The 17,634-nt window shown below is 27.3% G+C and carries 19 protein-coding genes; 12 read left to right on the top strand and 7 right to left on the bottom strand.

Features of this window, described 5'->3' with window-relative positions:
• The 6 genes from RT575_RS11740 to sucC all read left to right on the top strand — a co-directional run bounded on the left by RT575_RS11740 (position 1) and on the right by sucC (position 5,996).
• Positions 1–933, top strand: coding sequence for an ABC transporter substrate-binding protein (locus tag RT575_RS11740; protein ID WP_313581054.1), 933 nt, complete (start codon positions 1–3; stop codon positions 931–933).
• A 10-nt stretch (positions 934–943) separates the two neighbouring features.
• Positions 944–1,360 (top strand): EamA family transporter, encoded by a 417-nt coding sequence (locus tag RT575_RS11735; protein ID WP_313581052.1) that lies wholly within the window; start codon positions 944–946, stop codon positions 1,358–1,360.
• An 8-nt stretch (positions 1,361–1,368) separates the two neighbouring features.
• The gene (locus RT575_RS11730) at positions 1,369–2,178 is read left to right on the top strand and encodes a siderophore-interacting protein (protein ID WP_313581051.1); all 810 of its coding nucleotides are present in this window, start codon (positions 1,369–1,371) and stop codon (positions 2,176–2,178) included.
• Positions 2,179–2,610: 432 nt separating this feature from the next.
• On the top strand, positions 2,611–3,753 hold the full coding sequence (locus RT575_RS11725) for an MBL fold metallo-hydrolase (protein WP_313581049.1): 1,143 nt from the start codon (positions 2,611–2,613) through the stop codon (positions 3,751–3,753).
• Between the two features lie 11 nt (positions 3,754–3,764).
• The gene (locus tag RT575_RS11720; protein WP_313581047.1) at positions 3,765–4,610 is read left to right on the top strand and encodes an SDR family oxidoreductase; all 846 of its coding nucleotides are present in this window, start codon (positions 3,765–3,767) and stop codon (positions 4,608–4,610) included.
• Between the two features lie 192 nt (positions 4,611–4,802).
• Positions 4,803–5,996: an ADP-forming succinate--CoA ligase subunit beta gene (gene sucC / locus RT575_RS11715; RefSeq protein WP_313373425.1), complete on the top strand. Its 1,194-nt coding sequence runs from the start codon at positions 4,803–4,805 to the stop codon at positions 5,994–5,996.
• A gap of 135 nt (positions 5,997–6,131) precedes the next feature.
• Here the strand turns inward: sucC and RT575_RS11710 are convergent, their stop codons facing one another.
• Both RT575_RS11710 and RT575_RS11705 read right to left on the bottom strand, forming a co-directional pair.
• Entirely contained in the window at positions 6,132–6,518 is a 387-nt protein-coding gene (locus tag RT575_RS11710) for a PUR family DNA/RNA-binding protein (protein WP_313386155.1), read from the bottom strand.
• 104 nt (positions 6,519–6,622) lie between these two features.
• The gene (locus RT575_RS11705; RefSeq protein ID WP_313581045.1) at positions 6,623–8,380 is read right to left on the bottom strand and encodes an ABC transporter ATP-binding protein; all 1,758 of its coding nucleotides are present in this window, start codon (positions 8,378–8,380) and stop codon (positions 6,623–6,625) included.
• 63 nt (positions 8,381–8,443) lie between these two features.
• Between RT575_RS11705 and nusB the strand changes: the two genes are divergently transcribed.
• From nusB to RT575_RS11675, 6 genes are all read left to right on the top strand, one after another.
• Complete coding sequence (nusB, locus tag RT575_RS11700; RefSeq protein ID WP_313581043.1) at positions 8,444–9,391, top strand: transcription antitermination factor NusB; 948 nt, start codon at positions 8,444–8,446, stop codon at positions 9,389–9,391.
• A gap of 44 nt (positions 9,392–9,435) precedes the next feature.
• A complete protein-coding gene (locus tag RT575_RS11695; RefSeq protein ID WP_313386158.1) occupies positions 9,436–9,927 on the top strand; it encodes a DUF1573 domain-containing protein in 492 nt (163 codons plus the stop codon).
• Between the two features lie 23 nt (positions 9,928–9,950).
• Complete coding sequence (gene yajC, locus RT575_RS11690; protein ID WP_313386159.1) at positions 9,951–10,304, top strand: preprotein translocase subunit YajC; 354 nt, start codon at positions 9,951–9,953, stop codon at positions 10,302–10,304.
• 70 nt (positions 10,305–10,374) lie between these two features.
• The gene (gene coaE / locus RT575_RS11685; protein WP_313386160.1) at positions 10,375–10,983 is read left to right on the top strand and encodes a dephospho-CoA kinase; all 609 of its coding nucleotides are present in this window, start codon (positions 10,375–10,377) and stop codon (positions 10,981–10,983) included.
• 114 nt (positions 10,984–11,097) lie between these two features.
• Positions 11,098–12,612, top strand: a complete 1,515-nt coding sequence (locus RT575_RS11680) for a HAMP domain-containing sensor histidine kinase (RefSeq protein WP_313581041.1) — start codon at positions 11,098–11,100, stop codon at positions 12,610–12,612.
• 4 nt (positions 12,613–12,616) lie between these two features.
• Positions 12,617–13,312: a response regulator transcription factor gene (locus tag RT575_RS11675; protein WP_313373411.1), complete on the top strand. Its 696-nt coding sequence runs from the start codon at positions 12,617–12,619 to the stop codon at positions 13,310–13,312.
• Positions 13,313–13,355: 43 nt separating this feature from the next.
• On the opposite strand, the gene RT575_RS11670 is transcribed toward RT575_RS11675, so the two are convergent.
• The 5 genes from RT575_RS11670 to RT575_RS11650 all read right to left on the bottom strand — a co-directional run bounded on the left by RT575_RS11670 (position 13,356) and on the right by RT575_RS11650 (position 17,621).
• The gene (locus tag RT575_RS11670) at positions 13,356–13,679 is read right to left on the bottom strand and encodes a DapH/DapD/GlmU-related protein (protein ID WP_313581040.1); all 324 of its coding nucleotides are present in this window, start codon (positions 13,677–13,679) and stop codon (positions 13,356–13,358) included.
• 228 nt (positions 13,680–13,907) lie between these two features.
• Positions 13,908–15,056 (bottom strand): glycosyltransferase, encoded by a 1,149-nt coding sequence (locus RT575_RS11665; protein ID WP_313581038.1) that lies wholly within the window; start codon positions 15,054–15,056, stop codon positions 13,908–13,910.
• Positions 15,057–15,069: 13 nt separating this feature from the next.
• Positions 15,070–16,095, bottom strand: a complete 1,026-nt coding sequence (locus RT575_RS11660) for a glycosyltransferase family 2 protein (RefSeq protein ID WP_313581036.1) — start codon at positions 16,093–16,095, stop codon at positions 15,070–15,072.
• A gap of 4 nt (positions 16,096–16,099) precedes the next feature.
• Entirely contained in the window at positions 16,100–17,068 is a 969-nt protein-coding gene (locus tag RT575_RS11655) for a glycosyltransferase (protein WP_313581034.1), read from the bottom strand.
• 1 nt (position 17,069) lies between these two features.
• Positions 17,070–17,621: an acyltransferase gene (locus tag RT575_RS11650; RefSeq protein WP_313581032.1), complete on the bottom strand. Its 552-nt coding sequence runs from the start codon at positions 17,619–17,621 to the stop codon at positions 17,070–17,072.
• Between the last annotated feature and the right edge of the window lie 13 nt (positions 17,622–17,634).

Here is a 17,634-nt window from a genome sequence, read left to right as displayed (position 1 = left end):
ATGAAAAAAATATCATTGTTAATTGCAGCATCGGTTGTAATATTATTTACTTCATGTAAAAATGAACAAAAAGAACAAACAATTTCTGAAAAAGAAACTGTAACAATTGTACATGGATTAGATAGTGTCGTTGTTCCTAAAAATCCACAACGTGTGATTGTATTAGACTATAGTGAATTAGAAGACCTTGATTATATTGGAGCTAATGTTATTGGAATTCCTAAATCTGGTTTACCTACACATCTAAAAAAATATGGAGAAGATTCTTCTATAGAAGATGTTGGAAATATTGTAGAAGTTAATATCGAAAAAATTAATGAACTACAACCAGATTTAATAATTATTGGTGGCCGTCTACAAGACTCATATACACAGCTTTCTAAAATTGCCCCGACTATACTAACGGAATGGGATACAAAAAATCAATTAGGAGCTTTAAAGAAGAACTTAGACAATTTAGGTGAAATTTTTAATAAAAAAGATGAATTCAACAAAGCATATAATGAAATTATAGCAAAAGGTGAAAAAATAAAAAATGAAGCAGAAAAAACAAATAAAAAAGCATTAATTGTATTACATAATAAAGGAAAAATGAGTGCATATGGGAGTGGCTCAAGGTTTGGATTAATTCATGATATTTTGGGCGTAAAAGAAGCTGCTACCAACCTAGGGGAACATCTTCATGGTTCTAGTGTTTCTAATGAGTTTGTAATGGATAAAAATCCTGATATTTTATTTGTCATCGACAGAAGTGATGCTATTGGAGACAAAGGATTAAACAAAGATGAATTCGAAAATCCATTAATTAAAAACACTAATGCCTATAAAAATAATAAAATAATTTATTTAAACTCCTCTATCTGGTACTTGTCTGGTGGTGGTATAAGTTCTATAAACATGATGATGGACGAGATAGAAAATGCTATAAAATAATTCTTAAAAAATGTGGTGGATTTATGCTTTACTTTCTGCTGTTTTTGCTTCCTTAACAGCTATTACAGCAAAAATTGGTGTTAACAATGTAAATTCTAATTTAGCAACAGGTATTAGAACAATTATTGTTTTACTAATGATATGGTTTATTATTTTTGCTAGAAATGAACATAAAGAGATAACATTTATAACAAAACAAAATATTATTTTTCTTATTGTTTCTGGAATTTGTACAGGATTATCTTGGATTTTTTATTTCAGAGCTTTAAAAATTGGAAATGTTTCTCAAGTTGCATTAATAGATAAATTTAGTATAGTCTTAACTATTATACTTGCTACATTTTTTTTAAAAGAAAAAATAGATATTAAAACAATCTTAGGTGCTACATTTATTGTTGGTGGCACCTTAATATTATTATTAAAATAAATATTTTTATGCTAACAAAAGGTACAATAGAAACAACTGTTATAAAAAAGGAATTCATAACTCCTCATTACATTAGAATACATGTAACTTCAGAAGATATATACCAATTTGCAAATAGTACAATTGGAGATAATAATAAAATATTAATTCCACCTGAAGGATTAAATGAAATTCATTTTCCTGAATTTAATGATCAAAACCATCAATGGATTCATCCCCCCAAGGAATTAGCACCCTCAATTAGAACTTATACTCATAGAGGCATTAATCTCGAAAAAAAGGAGTTAATAATTGATTTTGTTAATCATGGAGATAATGGCCCTGCTTCTAAATGGGCTATAAATGCTACAAAAGGTAGTAAACTTGGTGTAATGATGAGAACGGAACCAACAGAGCTTTTTGCAAAAGCAGATTACTATTTATTTGTAGGAGACGCTACTGCAATTCCCGTCATTAGTTCCATTTTAGAAGCACTACCCAATCAAGCTAAAGGAACTTGTATTTTAGAAGTTCATGATGAAAAAGACGAACAAGAATTACAAACAAATGCAGATATTAAATTTATATGGGTACACAATTCATCACCAGAATTAGGAAGTAACCTCGCTGAAGTTACAAAACAAATTAATTTTTCTGAAGAATCTAAATTTGGTTATGTAGCTGCTGAATTTTCTACTGTAAAAGAAATTCGAACTTACTTAAGAAAAGTAAAATCATGGACAAATAAAGAGCTATATGCCTATTCTTATTGGAAAATTGGTATTTCAGAAGATAAATCGCAATCAGACAGACAAAAAGAAAAAAATACAGAATATTAGTATATATTATTTTAGGGCGACAACCGGGCTATACATTCTATCTTTACTCGCAAATTGTTTCGTAAAGGATGCCATTTCTATCCCTGTCGCAAATCCATTTTCTATAGAAAATAGAATTTATAATTGATATTTCTAATTCTAAAAAAATATACTTGATATTGCATTAGGGATTGTCGTGTAAATCCTTTTTAGATTGGATTCATTTTAATATTCAATCAAGCACCAATCTAAAAAGATTGAAACAAAAGCCCGCCCGAAGGGAATGCCCAAAAATTAATTAAAATTAGATAGAAATAAAATTTAATTGTAATAAATTTTGTTACAATTAAAAAAACATATACATTTGTACCAATAAAAGAATAAAAAAATTTAATCTATTTTGTAACAATTATTATTACATAATTATTATATTTATAAAATAAACTAATCAAAATGAAAACATTACTCGCTTCACTATCGTTATTAATAACGAGTTTTTTATTTGCAGGAACAATAAAAACGAAAACTTATACTCCAGGTTCAAATTCAATATTTAATGTTGCATCAACAATAATATATGGAGACAAAGATGCATACCTTGTTGATGCGCAATTCCAAAAACAATATGCTGAAGAACTTGTGAAAGAAATAAAAAAATTGAAAAAGGATTTGAAAATAATTTATATCTCTCATAGCGATCCTGATTATTATTTTGGTTTAGATGTTCTTAAAAAGAATTTCCCGAAGGCAAAAATAGTATCTACTGCCGAAACAGCATTTTTAATAAATGCCTCGAAAGATGGAAAGTTAAAAGTTTGGGGACCACAATTAAAAAATGATATACCATCGGAAATTATAATTCCAGAAGCAGTAAAATCATTACCTGATTTAGAAGGAAACAAAATTGAGATTGAAAAAACAAAAAATGACCCTTCTCATAGTTATATTTGGATTCCATCGATAAAAACAATCCTAGGGGGAATTTCTGTATCAGAAGAAGGTCATATTTGGATGGCTGATACACAAAATATACAAGCTATTGATAAATGGATTGAACAAATAAATAGTATGATAGCTTTAAACCCTACAACTGTGATTCCTTCCCACTTTACAGAACGAAACTTTTCTCCTAAAGTTTTAGATTTTACAAAAAATTATCTTTTAACTTATAAACAAACTGTTAGTACATACAAAACAGCAGATGAAGTTATAAAATATATGAAAGAGAAATATCCTAATCTTACAGGAATAGACAATTTAGAATTTGGTACTAAAGTTTTTATGGGAGAAGCAAATTGGGATTTAAAAAGTGTATACCCTGCTATAGAACATACTATTCTTTTTGATTTTGGTCAACTAAAATACAATTTAACTATACAAGATGATAAGAATTTAATTAACGATAATTCTTCTAAAAAAATAAAATATATCGCACAAGAAATAGCAAATAATATTTTTATGGTTTATTGGATAGACGAAAATACAAATGAAAATAGTATTCAAGTACAAAACTTCAATAACAACACTGTTTACAGTAATACTTATACTAAAGACGGAAAATCTACTCACGTACAAGGAACATTTACAATAAAATAATATATAAAATTATGAAAATAGCAATAACAGGAGCTACTGGTCAATTAGGACGTTTAGCAATAGAAAAATTAAAAGAAAGAACTGAAAAAGAAAATTTAATTGCTTTAGTTAGAAATACTGAAAAAGCAAAAGATTTAGGAATTGAAACAAGATTATTTGACTATGCTAAGCCTGAAATATTAGCTGATTCTCTACAAGGGATTGATAGTTTATTTTTAATTTCAAGTAGCGAAATTGGACAAAGAGAAACCCAACACAAAAATGTAATAAATGCTGCAAAAGAAGCTGGTGTAAAATGGATTGTTTATACAAGTTTATTACACGCTTCTACATCTGACATGGCATTGGCTCCAGAACATGTTGCAACAGAAAAAGCATTACAAGAATCTGGTTTAAATTTTACTATTTTACGTAATGGTTGGTACACAGAAAATTATGCTGGATCTATTCCTGGATCTATCCAAGCAGGAGCATTTATTGGGAGTGCAGAAAGTGGTAAAATATCTTCTGCTACAAGAGAAGATTATGCAGAGGCTGCAGCTGTTGTATTAACTACAGAAGGACACGAGAATAAAATATACGAATTAGCTGGAGATATAGCATATACTTTATCTGATTTAGCTGCTGAGGTTTCAAAACAAATTGGGAAAGAGATTCCTTATGTAAATTTATCTGAAGCAGATTTTACTGCTGCACTTGTGAAAATAGGTTTACCTGAAGGATTTGCTCAAATCTTAGCTGATAGTGATGCCAAAGCAGCTCATGGAGCTTTATTCTCTGACGACAAAACTTTATCTAAATTATTGAATCGTCCAACAACTCCATTAGCAGAAGTTGTAAAAAAATTCACAAAATAATATTTTTTAATAAGCGTAAATAAAGGCCTGAGAAGATATCTTTTCAGGCCTTTATTTATAGAATATTAAGTTTAAAAAATATAAAAAATCAACTTATAAAAGTTTTTTGTAACTTTAGCTAAAATTTAGTATCCTAAAATTTAGAATACATCAACAATATTTTTATTTTTGTAATTGAAAAAAATCTAAAAAATGAATCTTCACGAATATCAAGGAAAAGAAATTCTTAGTAAATATGGTGTGAAAGTACAACGAGGGATTGTTGCTACAACACCAGAAGAAGCTGTAGAAGCTGCTAAAACTTTAACTGAACAAACTGGAACAGGTTGGCATGTTGTTAAAGCTCAAGTACATGCTGGAGGACGTGGAAAAGGAGGCGGAGTTAAGCTTGCTAAAAATTTAGAAGAGGTAAAAGAAAGAGCTAACGATATCATCGGTATGCAATTAGTTACTCCTCAAACTTCTGCTGAAGGTAAAAAAGTACACCAAGTATTTATTGCTGAAGATGTATACTATCCAGGAGAAACTGAAACAGAAGAATATTATGTTTCTGTTCTTTTAGATCGTGCTACTGGTAAAAACATGATTATGTATTCTACTGAAGGTGGTATGGATATTGAAGAAGTTGCTGAAAAAACTCCAGAAAGAATCTTTACAGAAGAAATTGATCCTACTGTAGGTATTCAAGGTTTCCAAGCACGTAAAGTTGCTTTTAACTTAGGATTATCAGGAAACGCTTTCAAAGAAGGAGTTAAATTCATTACTGCTTTATACAATGCATATGTTTCTATTGATGCATCTATGTTCGAAATTAACCCAGTTCTTAAAACATCTGATAATCAAATTATCGCTGTTGATGCTAAAGTAACAATTGATGACAACTCTTTATTCCGTCATCCAGATATTGCTGCTTTACGTGATACAAGAGAAGAAGATGCTACAGAAGTTGAAGCTGGAGAAGCTGGTTTAAATTTTGTAAAATTAGATGGTAATGTAGGATGTATGGTTAATGGAGCTGGTTTAGCAATGGCTACTATGGACATTATTAAATTATCAGGTGGTAATCCTGCTAACTTCTTAGATGTTGGAGGTACTGCTGATGCTGAGCGTGTTGAAAAAGCTTTCCGTATTATCTTAAAAGATGAAAATGTAAAAGCTATCTTAGTTAACATTTTTGGAGGTATTGTTCGTTGTGATCGTGTTGCTCAAGGTATCTTAGATGCTTACAAAAACATGGGAGATGCAATAAATGTTCCTATTATCGTTCGTTTACAAGGTACAAATGCTGAAATCGCTAAAACAATGATTGATGAATCTGGTTTACAAGTTCATTCAGCTATTACTTTACAAAACGCTGCAGATAAAGTAAAAGAATTATTAAACTAATAATATTAGTTTTTTTATAATATTTTAAGCTCTCAATTAATTGAGAGCTTTTTTTATTCCATTAAATAAAAATCCCTCTCTAATTTTAGTTAGAGAGGGATTTTAGTTTTTATTTAAATATATAATTTAATTAAACTATATATCATCAAAATCAATATCAGTAAATGATTCTGTACTATTCTCTTCAGTCTTATTTAAGTTATATTCTTTCTTAGCATCAAAATCTTTTTGATGCTTTTCAGAAATTACTTCTTGTCCTTTTTGTGAAAATACAAAATCTGTTGTTTCAGATAACATATCTTTAAAACTTTCGAAATCTTCTTTATACAAGTATATCTTATGCTTCTTATAAAAGACAGCTCCGTCATCTTGTGTATTTTTCTTACTTTCTGTGATAGTTAAATAATAATCACCTGCTCTTGTTTCTCGGACATCAAAAAAGTATGTCCTACGGCCAGCCCTTAATACTTTGGAAAACACTCCTTCTGCATCCACCTTTTCTTGGTTTTCTAAATTATTCATAAATCAAATTTAGGTTTAGTTGTTAAATATATCCTAACAAAACTAAAAAAAAATACAAACAATTTGCTATTTTAAATTAATTTTTATTAAAAAATATAAAATTATTAATCTAAAAGTTGTTTATTGAATAATTCGTAATAATATCCTTTCTTATTTAGTAGTTCTGTGTTTGAGCCATTCTCTAATACATGTCCGTCTTTTAAAACTAAAATTTGGTCTGCTTGTTTAGCTGAAGAAACACGGTGAGTAATAATTATAGTTGTTTTTCCTTCTATTTCAGAAGATAAATTATTTAAAATCTGTTCCTCTGTTTCTGTATCGACAGCAGATAAACTATCATCAAAAATTAAAATAGTTGGATCATTAACCAGAGCTCTAGCAATAGAAACACGTTGTTTTTGACCTCCTGAAAGTGTTACACCTCTTTCTCCGACAACAGTTTCGTATCTTTCTTTAAAGTTATCTATATTATCATGAACAACAGCTTTTCTTGCAAATTTTTCAGCAATGGTTTCTTCAATTTCATTAGAACCAAATAAAATATTATTTGTTAATGAATCAGAAAATAAAAATGCCTCTTGTGGAACATAGCCAATACTTTCTCGAATAGAATCTACTGTAAGATTATTGATATTTTCTCCATCAATCAATATTTCTCCAGATGTAGGTTCTAAAGATCTAGCTATAAGTAAAGCAATTGTTGTTTTACCTGATCCTGTTTTACCAAGTATAGCTAAAGTTTCTCCTTTATTAATTGTAAAAGAAACATTATCTAATGCTTTTATTCCTGTATTCTCATAAACATATGATACATTTCTAAATTCTATTTTACCTTTTACAAGATGTTCTTTTCTAGGATTATTATCTACATTAGTTTCCGCATTTAAAAATTCATTAATCCTAAACATAGAAGCCTCTGCTCTTTGTACAACCATTGTTATCCAACCTAATGAAGTAAATGGCCAAATAAGCATATTTAAATATAAAAAGAACTGAGCTATTGAACCAATATCCATTGTTCCCGCAATATACTTTAATCCTCCTAAATAAAGAATAACTAAATTACTCACACCTACTACAACTACCATTAAAGGGCCAAATGCTGCTTGTATTTGTGCTAAATTAAGAGCTCTCTTTTGATATTCATCTGCTTCTTCTTTATATTTTGATTTTACAAATGATTCTGAATTAAATGATTTAATAACTCTAATACCAGCAAATGTATCTTGTACAGAAGAAGATATTGTAGATTGTTGTTCTTGTACTTTTTTACTCTTTTTATTTATATTTTTAGCAACATTATAAATTAATACTGATAAAATAGGTAAAGGAGCTAAAGTGTATAACGTTAATTCTTCATCAATTTTCAGCATAAAGTAAGCAATAATTATAACTCTAGAAATTAAATCTATCGGATACATTATTCCTGGTCCAAGATACATACGCACCAAACCTACATCTTCTGTAATTCGGTTCATAAGATCACCAGTCTTATGCTTCTTATAAAATGACAATGATAATTTTTGATATTTATCATAAATCACATTCTTCAAATCAAATTCAATGTAACGAGATGCTACAATAATCATTTGTCTTGTTCCAACTGTTAATATTCCTCCTAAAACTTTAAAAAAGAAAAATGCTAAACTAGCATACATTAATCCTTGTTTTAATGTTTCTAAATTATCTGTACCATTCTTTTTAAAATTACGGAGTAATTCTTCTACAGTATTAATCGCCTCGCGAATATAAGTTACGGAAAATACCTGTACCCAATTGGCACAAATTGTAAAAATGAAGCCTAATAAAATTCTCCATTTATACTTCCATAAAAATTTATTTAATTTTTGTAATGATTTCACAAGACAAAATTACATTCTTTTTTTTACCTTTGCATCTTAATTAGACGTTATATCATTGAAATTATGTTGGGAAGAAGACAACTCCGCGAAAAAGTAATGCAAAACATTTATGCTTACAATTGTTTAGGGACAAGTGGTGAAGAAAGAATGGTCGAAAAAAATATGATGAAAAGTATTGACCAAATCTATGATTTATACATTTATCTGCTAAATTTAATTAAAGTTCAGAAAGATATTGCTGAGCATAAAATAGATCTTGCAAAATCTAAAAACTTTCCAACCAAAGAAGATTTAAACCCAAATTTAAAATTTGTAAACAATAAAGTTTTCAGAATATTAGAACAAAACTTAGAATTAAGTAGATATTCTAATGATAATAAAAATTTACTTTGGGACATTTATGATTCTTATCCAAACAATATCTACAAATCTTTAATTGAAAGTGACTTATATAAAAATTATATGAGTAATGAAACTAACTCTTTTGCTGAAGATTTAGAATTCATATCATCAGTTTTTGTAGAATTTATTGCTGAATATGAAGATTTACATGACTATTTAGAAGGTATACAAATTACTTGGGCTGATGATGTACACATTGCTAATGCAATGGTTCACACAACTTTAAAGTCTTTTCGTGAAAGTAGTTCCCCTTTAATCTCATTATTCAAAGTTTATAAAGATTTAGATGATAAGAAATTTACAGAAGAGTTATTTAGAAAAACTATTCGTCATCAATCAGAAACAAGAAAGATAATCGATGAAAAGGCTCAAAATTGGGAATTAGATCGAATTGCAACTATTGATTTAATTGTATTAGAAATGGCATTAACAGAATTTTTATATTTTCCAAATATTCCAGCAAAAGTAACAATTAATGAATATATTGAATTAGCAAAAAATTATTCAACAGAAAAATCACGTGTATTTGTTAATGGAATCTTAGATAAAACTTTAAAAGAGTTAAAAGATAATGATAATTTACCAAAATATGGTAGAGGATTATTATAGTTATAAAAAATTCTTATTTTTGACTAGGACAAAAATTTATAAAAATGAAAACTAAAATATTTATTTTAGGAGCTTTTGCACTATCATTAGCAATTAGCTCATGTGGTGAAAAAAAAGCAAGTGAAAACTTTTCTGCTGAAGAAACATCTCAGCAAGCTGAAAATGTTGTTGATCCTGCTACTGCTCCTGTACTAACTTTGGCTGAAGCAAGTCATGATTTTGGAGATGTTAAAGCAAATGAAAAAGTAGAAACTTATGTTAAGTTTACTAATAATGGTAAATCACCATTAATTATTCGTGATGCTTCAGCAAGTTGTGGTTGTACAGTTCCAGAATTCCCTACAAACCCAATTGCTGTTGGTGGTACAGATTCTATTAAGGTACAGTATACTGCTGGAAATATGAATGGTAAACAGCAAAAAACAGTAACATTAGTAACTAATACAGTTAATGGTCATGAAAAATTTGACATTACTGCAAATATAGTTGGTGCTACTGTTAATAACCAAAATGCACAACAAGCATTTGGAAATTAATAAAACCAATTAAAATATAAAAAATGATTCAAACTATCTTTTTACAAGCTGGCGCTCAAGGAGGAATGTCAATGTTATTAATGTTCGGAGGAATGTTCGTTATTATGTACTTCTTCATGATCCGCCCACAACAAAAGAAAGCAAAACAAGAAAAACAATTTCAAGCAGACATAAAACGTGGAGACTTAGTTGTAACAACTTCTGGTATTCATGGTAAAGTAAATGAAATTTATGATGACGCTATAGTTATAGAAACAGGCGCTGGAAAAATTAAATTTGAAAGAGCAGCTCTTTCAAAAGAATTAACAGCTGCCCGTTATGGTAAAACAACTGACAAAACAACAAAGTCAGAGAAAACTATAGAAGATAAAAATTAATTTATAGGTTAACATACATTTAACCAAAAGCCGAAGAAATATTTCTTCGGCTTTTTTTTATCTTCACACCATGAAAAACAATCAATATTTTATAATTGGAATTACAGGAGGAATTGGTTCTGGAAAAACTACAGCTGCTATTTTTTTTGAAGAATTTGGTATTCCTGTTTATAATTCTGATAAAAGAGCAAAAATTATTCAGAATGAGAATATTGATGTTAAAAATAAAATAATAGAATTATTAGGAGAAAACTCTTATAATAAAAATGGTTTAAACAAAGCATACGTTTCAAAAGAAGTTTTTAATGATAAGTCTAAATTAATTGAACTAAATAGAATTGTTCACCCTGCTGTTTTTAATGATTTTGAAGAATGGAAAAATAAACAAACAAGTAAAATTATAATGAAAGAGGCTGCTATTCTCATAGAAAGTGGAAGTTATAAAACTTGTGATGTTGTAATCAGTGTTATTGTTGATTTAGAAAAAAGAATCAGAAGAACAGTCGATAGGGATAATTTATCAGAAGAAGAAGTCTTAAAACGAATCAATAATCAAATATCTGATGATGAAAGAATTGCTAAATCTGACTATATCATTTACAATAATGGAAATTTACCAGATTTAAAAAAAGAAGTAGAAAAAACACTATTAAAAATAAAAAAAGAATATAATTTTTAGATTTCTTGTATTAAAAGAATATCATTACTTATATTTATACTAATTATAAAGGAATAACCTAGAATTTAAAAAATTTCAATGAAAAAAGGTTTTTACAAAATCTTAATTATCATTATGAGTATAGCACTCATAGGTTTAATTATTATTCAATTTTATTGGCTTAATTTAACAATTAAGACTGGTACAGAAAGTTTTAATAACAATGTGTATCAAGCAATGAATTATACAACAGAAAAAGTTAATAAAAATGAATTAGAAAAATATTATAAAAAATTTAATCATATAGAATCTGATTTAAAATCAAATAAAAACAAACCTCAGGTTGTTACTAATCAAGTTATTAAAGATTCTTTAGGAGTTACTTATGCATATGTGACACGTTATGTTGTAGAAAAATCTATGTTTCCTTCTGGTAAATTTAATGACAGCTTGACAAAAGCTAATATTTATTCACAAGAACGTATTTTTAAAATTAAAAAAGATTCTACATCAAACGGAATTCCTGATTTAAATTTTGACTTTGAACATTCTTTACAAGATGGTACATTTACTTTAGAAAGTGCTGCAAGATGGGATGCTGGAACAACTCCTATTGATAAACGAGTGTCTTATAAAATGTTAGACTCTATTTTAAAATCAGAATTAAGGAATAGAGGTATAAAGCAAACTTCTCCTATATTGGCTGTTTTAAAAAGAGATTCATCTACTACTGATATTAAATCAGATAAATTTGATCCCGAAAAAATAGAATTTATGGTACCTCTATTTTTGGATAGAAAAGATCACATAGAATACTATTTAGCTGCAAATTTTGAAAATAGAAATCTAGCAATCATTGCTCCCACAGTACCTGTAATATCATTAACTTTTGTTCTTACAATGATTATTATAACTGTATTTTCATTGTCTATATACAATATGCAAATACAACGAAAGAGCTCAGAAGTAAAAACTGACTTCATTAATAACATGACACATGAATTTAAGACACCTATTGCTACTATAAATATAGCATCTGACGCCTTAAAGAATGAAAAAATATATACTGATCCTGAAAAGGTTAAATATTATGCTAATTTGATTAAACAAGAAAATAAACGTATGAATGCTCATGTAGAAATGGTATTACGTATGTCTAAACTTGAACATAATCAAATGGATATGAATTTTGAAGAAGTAAATTTAAATGGTATTGTTCAAAAAAGTGTCGAACCAATTAGATTTATTGTAGAGGAAAGAAATGGTACAATATTTGAAGAATACAACGCAGAACACTCTTTTGTGAAAGGTGATCCTTTTCATTTAGAGAATATTATTATAAATATTTTGGATAATGCTCGAAAATACTCTCCGGAAGCTCCTGAGGTTCGAGTAAAAACTTACAACAAAGACCAAAGTTTTATAATTGAGATATCTGATAAAGGAATGGGAATGTCTTCGAGTGTTTTAAAAAAGATATTTGAACAATTTTATAGAGAAGAAACGGGAAATATACATAATGTAAAAGGCCATGGACTTGGTTTAGCTTATGTCAAAAAAATTGTCCAATTACATGGAGGACAAGTTTGGGCAGAAAGTACACAAGGAAAAGGAAGTACATTTTACATTAAAATCCCTCTAAAATCATAGATCAATGAGTGATAAACAAAGACTACTTTTAGTAGAAGATGATCCTAGCTTTGGAAGTGTATTAAAAGATTATTTAATCATAAACGATTTTGATGTTACACATGCTATAGATGGAGAAGATGGGCTAACTAAATTCAAAGAAAGCGATTATGATTTATGTATCTTAGACGTAATGATGCCTAAAAAGGACGGATTTACTTTAGGTAAAGAAATCAAGGAGTTAAAAAGTGAGCAACCAATCATATTTTTAACTGCTAAAAATATGAGAGAAGATGTACTGAATGGATATAAAATAGGTGCTGATGATTATGTATTAAAACCATTTGATTCTGAAGTTTTATTATATAAAATTAAGGCTGTTTTACAAAGAAATTCAGGAGAAGAAGAAAAATTTGAACAAGAAGATTTTAAAATTGGAAAATTCAATTTCAATGCAAAACTTCGTCAATTGATTTACGATGGTAAATCTCAGAAATTATCTCCTAAAGAGAACGAATTATTACGTTTATTAGCTGTTTACAAAAATGATTTAATGCCAAGAGAAATAGCATTAACTCGTATTTGGCATGACGATAATTATTTCACTTCTCGTTCTATGGACGTATATATTGCTAAATTACGTAAGTATCTTAAACAAGATCCTGCTGTAGAAATTGTAAATATACATGGAGAAGGATTTAGATTATTAGTTCAAGAATAATATTAAATAATAAAAAAATAGCCTCAAGATAGTTGGGGCATTTTTATTTATAAGGTTTATAATTATCTGGTAAATTTTTAGAAATATAGCTATCTAATTCTTTCCTATTATTTTCTAAATCCCTAGGATAAGAAATATTATTCTCTAAGGCTCTATCTCCATATGCTTCTATTGTACAAATAAATTTAACTGGCACCCCTGTATAAACAGTATTATCAGGGATTGAACAATTAAGTACAGAACCTGCTCCTAAAATACAATTATCACCCATTTTAGCACCTGGTAATAATGTACAATTGTTACCAATAAAACAATTATTACCAATTTTAATTCTTCCAAAATTTCGAGCATCTTTATACTTATCCATAGAATAAATGACATACATAGCTCCATCATGATTAATAAATCTACAACCAGCTGTAATCTTAGTCTTCTTCCTATTTCAATTAAATCAGGTTTTGAACCAAAATCAGGTGCTTCTATAAAAATAGTTCCTTCTCCAACCTTTAATCCTCTCGATTTACATATATAAGAATAAATATTTCTACTAATAATATGAAATTTTAAAATAATGCGATATAAAAAAAAACATAATTTATTTTTTTACTACTCCCAATAATATTTTTTCAACTTGACTAAAAATTTTTTTACTATCAAATTGTTCTTCAATATTAGCTAAATTATTTTTAATTTGAATTACTAATTCAGAATTAGATAATAATTTTTTCATTCCTTCATATATACCTCCTACAGATGATTCCGTAAGTAATCCATTTTCTCCATTTTTTATCATTTCTCTAATTCCACCAACATTTGTTGATATAACTATTTTTTTTAGTATAAGAGCTTCACCTATACTTAATGGATAAGCTTCATATCTTGAAGATTGTACATAAAAATTAGCTGATTGTATATAAGGGAAAGGATTTTCTTTTTGCCCAAGTAAAACAAAAGATTCACTGTAACCTTCATGTTCTATTTTTTGTTTTAAAACATTATAATCTGGACCTTGACCTATAATATAAATTGTATGATGAATATTTTCAACTAATAGCAGTTTATGAACTTCATATAACATATCATAGCCTTTTTGTTTTCCTATTCTTCCTACAGATATAAAGGTTGGATATTTATTTTCTAAATACACTTCTTCAACTTTAGATTTTTTAAAAATCTCATTTATATTAAATGCATTATATATAACAATACCATTAGTAAACTTCCCATTTGATGTCTTAACTGCATCATCTAAAGTATCTTGAGAAACATGTATAGATAAATCACACTTTTCATATAAAGATATGATCTTATTAATGTTAAAAGAATGTAATAAATTACTTAAATTAGAATGCAACCAACATATTTTCTTAGAATTTTTATAAGGACTATTAATAAGACCTTCTAAATCATAATGAAAAAGACCTATCTCTATATCTGGTACAAATGGAATTTTTGATTTTGTGAGATTTGGAAATTTATTAAATAAAATTAATTTTAGTCTTCTATAACCAAGTTGAATTTTATTTAAAATAAAATTATCCGAAAAACTATCTTTTCCTTCAGTAAGAAAAGATAAATGTATATCTTCTGGAATATCTTTTAGTAAAATACCTTGATTTAAATTTAAAAGTAAAGCTATTTCAAATTTATTTCTATCTAAATTATTCAATAAATCCAATAATACTTTCTGAACTCCTCCCATCTCCATAGAGCGATGACGAAAAAGTACTTTTACTTTTTTCATGATTATATGTTTATTAGTCTATTTCAGCTCCTAAAGTTCTATATTGTTGTCTAAATTTTTCAGCCCAATTAAACCATTCTTGATATTGAGCGTCAGGATGATTTTCTTTATCTAAAAACTTTTTTATATAATCATTAGAAAAATCTTTTGGATAATTTTCTATCGAATCAAATTCATCATTGTACCAAGCTTCATTTAGAATATGATTCATCCTATTAACATCAAATTCTTCCTGACCCTTATGATATGATCCGGTAGCAGAAGATTGAAACGTAGTTTTTAGAACTTCTTCTTTGGTTCTTGCGAAAATTACTTTTTTATTATTATGATACCAAACTGCTGCATTACGGAGTTGTTGTTTCTCATCTACTAATCCTTTTGCATCCTTCCATATTGATAACCAATAATCTTTATGATATAATCCCATTAGAATTGAATTTAATGTCCAATATTTATTTTTAGTATAATTATCAACAATTCCTAATTTATATAATATAGTAAAAAATTTATATTTATTATACATAAATAAATTCATAATAAATTTATTTGATGTGAATATTTTTTTGGGAATTACTGATTTTAAATCTACTGATAAATCCTTCACTTCACAGAAATTGATCTCATCATTCAAATTACCTAACCAACCTAATTTAACTAAAGGAATTTTATATAAAATCATTTGATTAATAATGTTATTAAGATTGATTTCCTTAGTAAACCATACATCATCTTCAATAACTAAAACATAATCATCACTTTTCTCTACAGTTATTTTCCATAAATCAGTAGGTATTTTAAAACCATCTATTTTTGTTCCATTCTTTAAATTACTTTCAATCGCTAGCTGTTTTTCTTTGACTTGACTTGATAGATTAAAACATACATTAGGATATTTAATTTTAAGTTTTTCAATAAATTTACTAGGTGTACCATCATCTAAAATAATTATATCATAATTACCTTTCACATTATTTTCAATAGATTTCAAACAACGATCTAAGTAAAAAGCTCTATTAAATGATTTTATAATAATATTCATAAGTTTAAATAAATTTATTAATTATTTTATAAAAAGAAACTGGTAAAAAAGAAACTACTTTATATTTTAAATTTGGAGAAGAAGGATATTGTTTTTTTAATTTGTTTATCAATAAAAGTAAACTATTTTTATCTTCAAATTTTATTGCACTTTTAATACAGAAAATAATATCATTTTCACTGTTCTGTTGATTTTTATCAAGTATATTTTTAAAATTATTAGGATTGAAATTATCATAACCATCCTTCATATTATTTGAATATTGTTTATAAAATTGTCTAGCTTTCTCTACAAAGCTCCAACGAACTAATTTGTTTTCTTTTCTTGAAATACTATCGTTTAATATTCTATACTTTAATAAGGGTTCTTGAAAATTATAAAATTTTTTTCCTTCATTCATTAAACGTAAATAAAGGTCATAGTCTTCACATCCATACATTTTCTCTCTATAAAAAATATTCTTCTCACTTCTGAATAATATAACGGGATGAAACATCGATATATGATTGATCATTCTATTTTTTATTTCAGAATCAATCTCAGGAGTTTCCATCATTCCAATCAATTCATCATTTGCATTAATTAAAGAAACTATTGATCCTACCATAAATATAGAAGAATTATTTTCTAAATAATCTACTTGTTTTTGAAACCTATCTAAAGAAGAAATATCATCAGCATCCATTCTAGCAATATATTTTCCTTTAGCATTTTTTATTCCAAGATTAAGGTTATTTATAAAACCTTTAGCTCCTTGATTTTTTTCCTTTTTAATAATGCAAATTCTATTGTCTATAGATGCATAATTTTCAAGTATTTTCAGAGAATTATCCGTGGAACAATCTTCTATAATTATAAATTCAAAGTCTCTAAAAGTCTGGTTCAATATAGAATCAATAGCTTCTTTGATATATAACTCAGCATTATAAACAGACATTATTACAGATAATAATGGAGAATTTAAAGTATTCATTTTACAAATCTTTTTCTAAAACTTCTTGTTTATTTATAATCATACTATTTGCTGGAATATCTTTATATATAATACAACCTGCACCAATAATACAATTATCACCTATTGTTACTCCTTTTAGAACAGTTACATTACTTCCCAACCAGCAGTTTTTACCGATTTTTATTGGAGCTGTATTAAATTCTCTTGCTTCAATTCTAAAATTTGGTGAAGACGAATACTTATGATTATGATCATAAAGTTTAACACCTTCTCCAAACAAGGTATTTTCACCAATCTCGATTTTATCTAAACAATTAATAGAACAATAATTATTCATAAAAAAATTATTATTAATAATGAGTTTTGCATTATTATGAACTAAAATATTACAATAATTTCTAATTTCTAACTTTCCTAAAATAACTTCGAAAGCATTTTCATGAATAGTAAATGTATTATAATTACCTATTTTTAATTGGTTTGATTTTTTTACTGCTTTGTGAGAAAAAAGTAATTTAAAAGTACCTTTTTTTAATATTTTAAGAGTTATTTTCGATAGAATGCTTATCATAGTTTAAGTATTT

It is taken from the genome of Chishuiella sp. (assembly GCF_032109125.1).
Taxonomy (GTDB): domain Bacteria; phylum Bacteroidota; class Bacteroidia; order Flavobacteriales; family Weeksellaceae; genus Empedobacter.
This window is presented reverse-complemented; position numbering and strand designations above follow the sequence as displayed.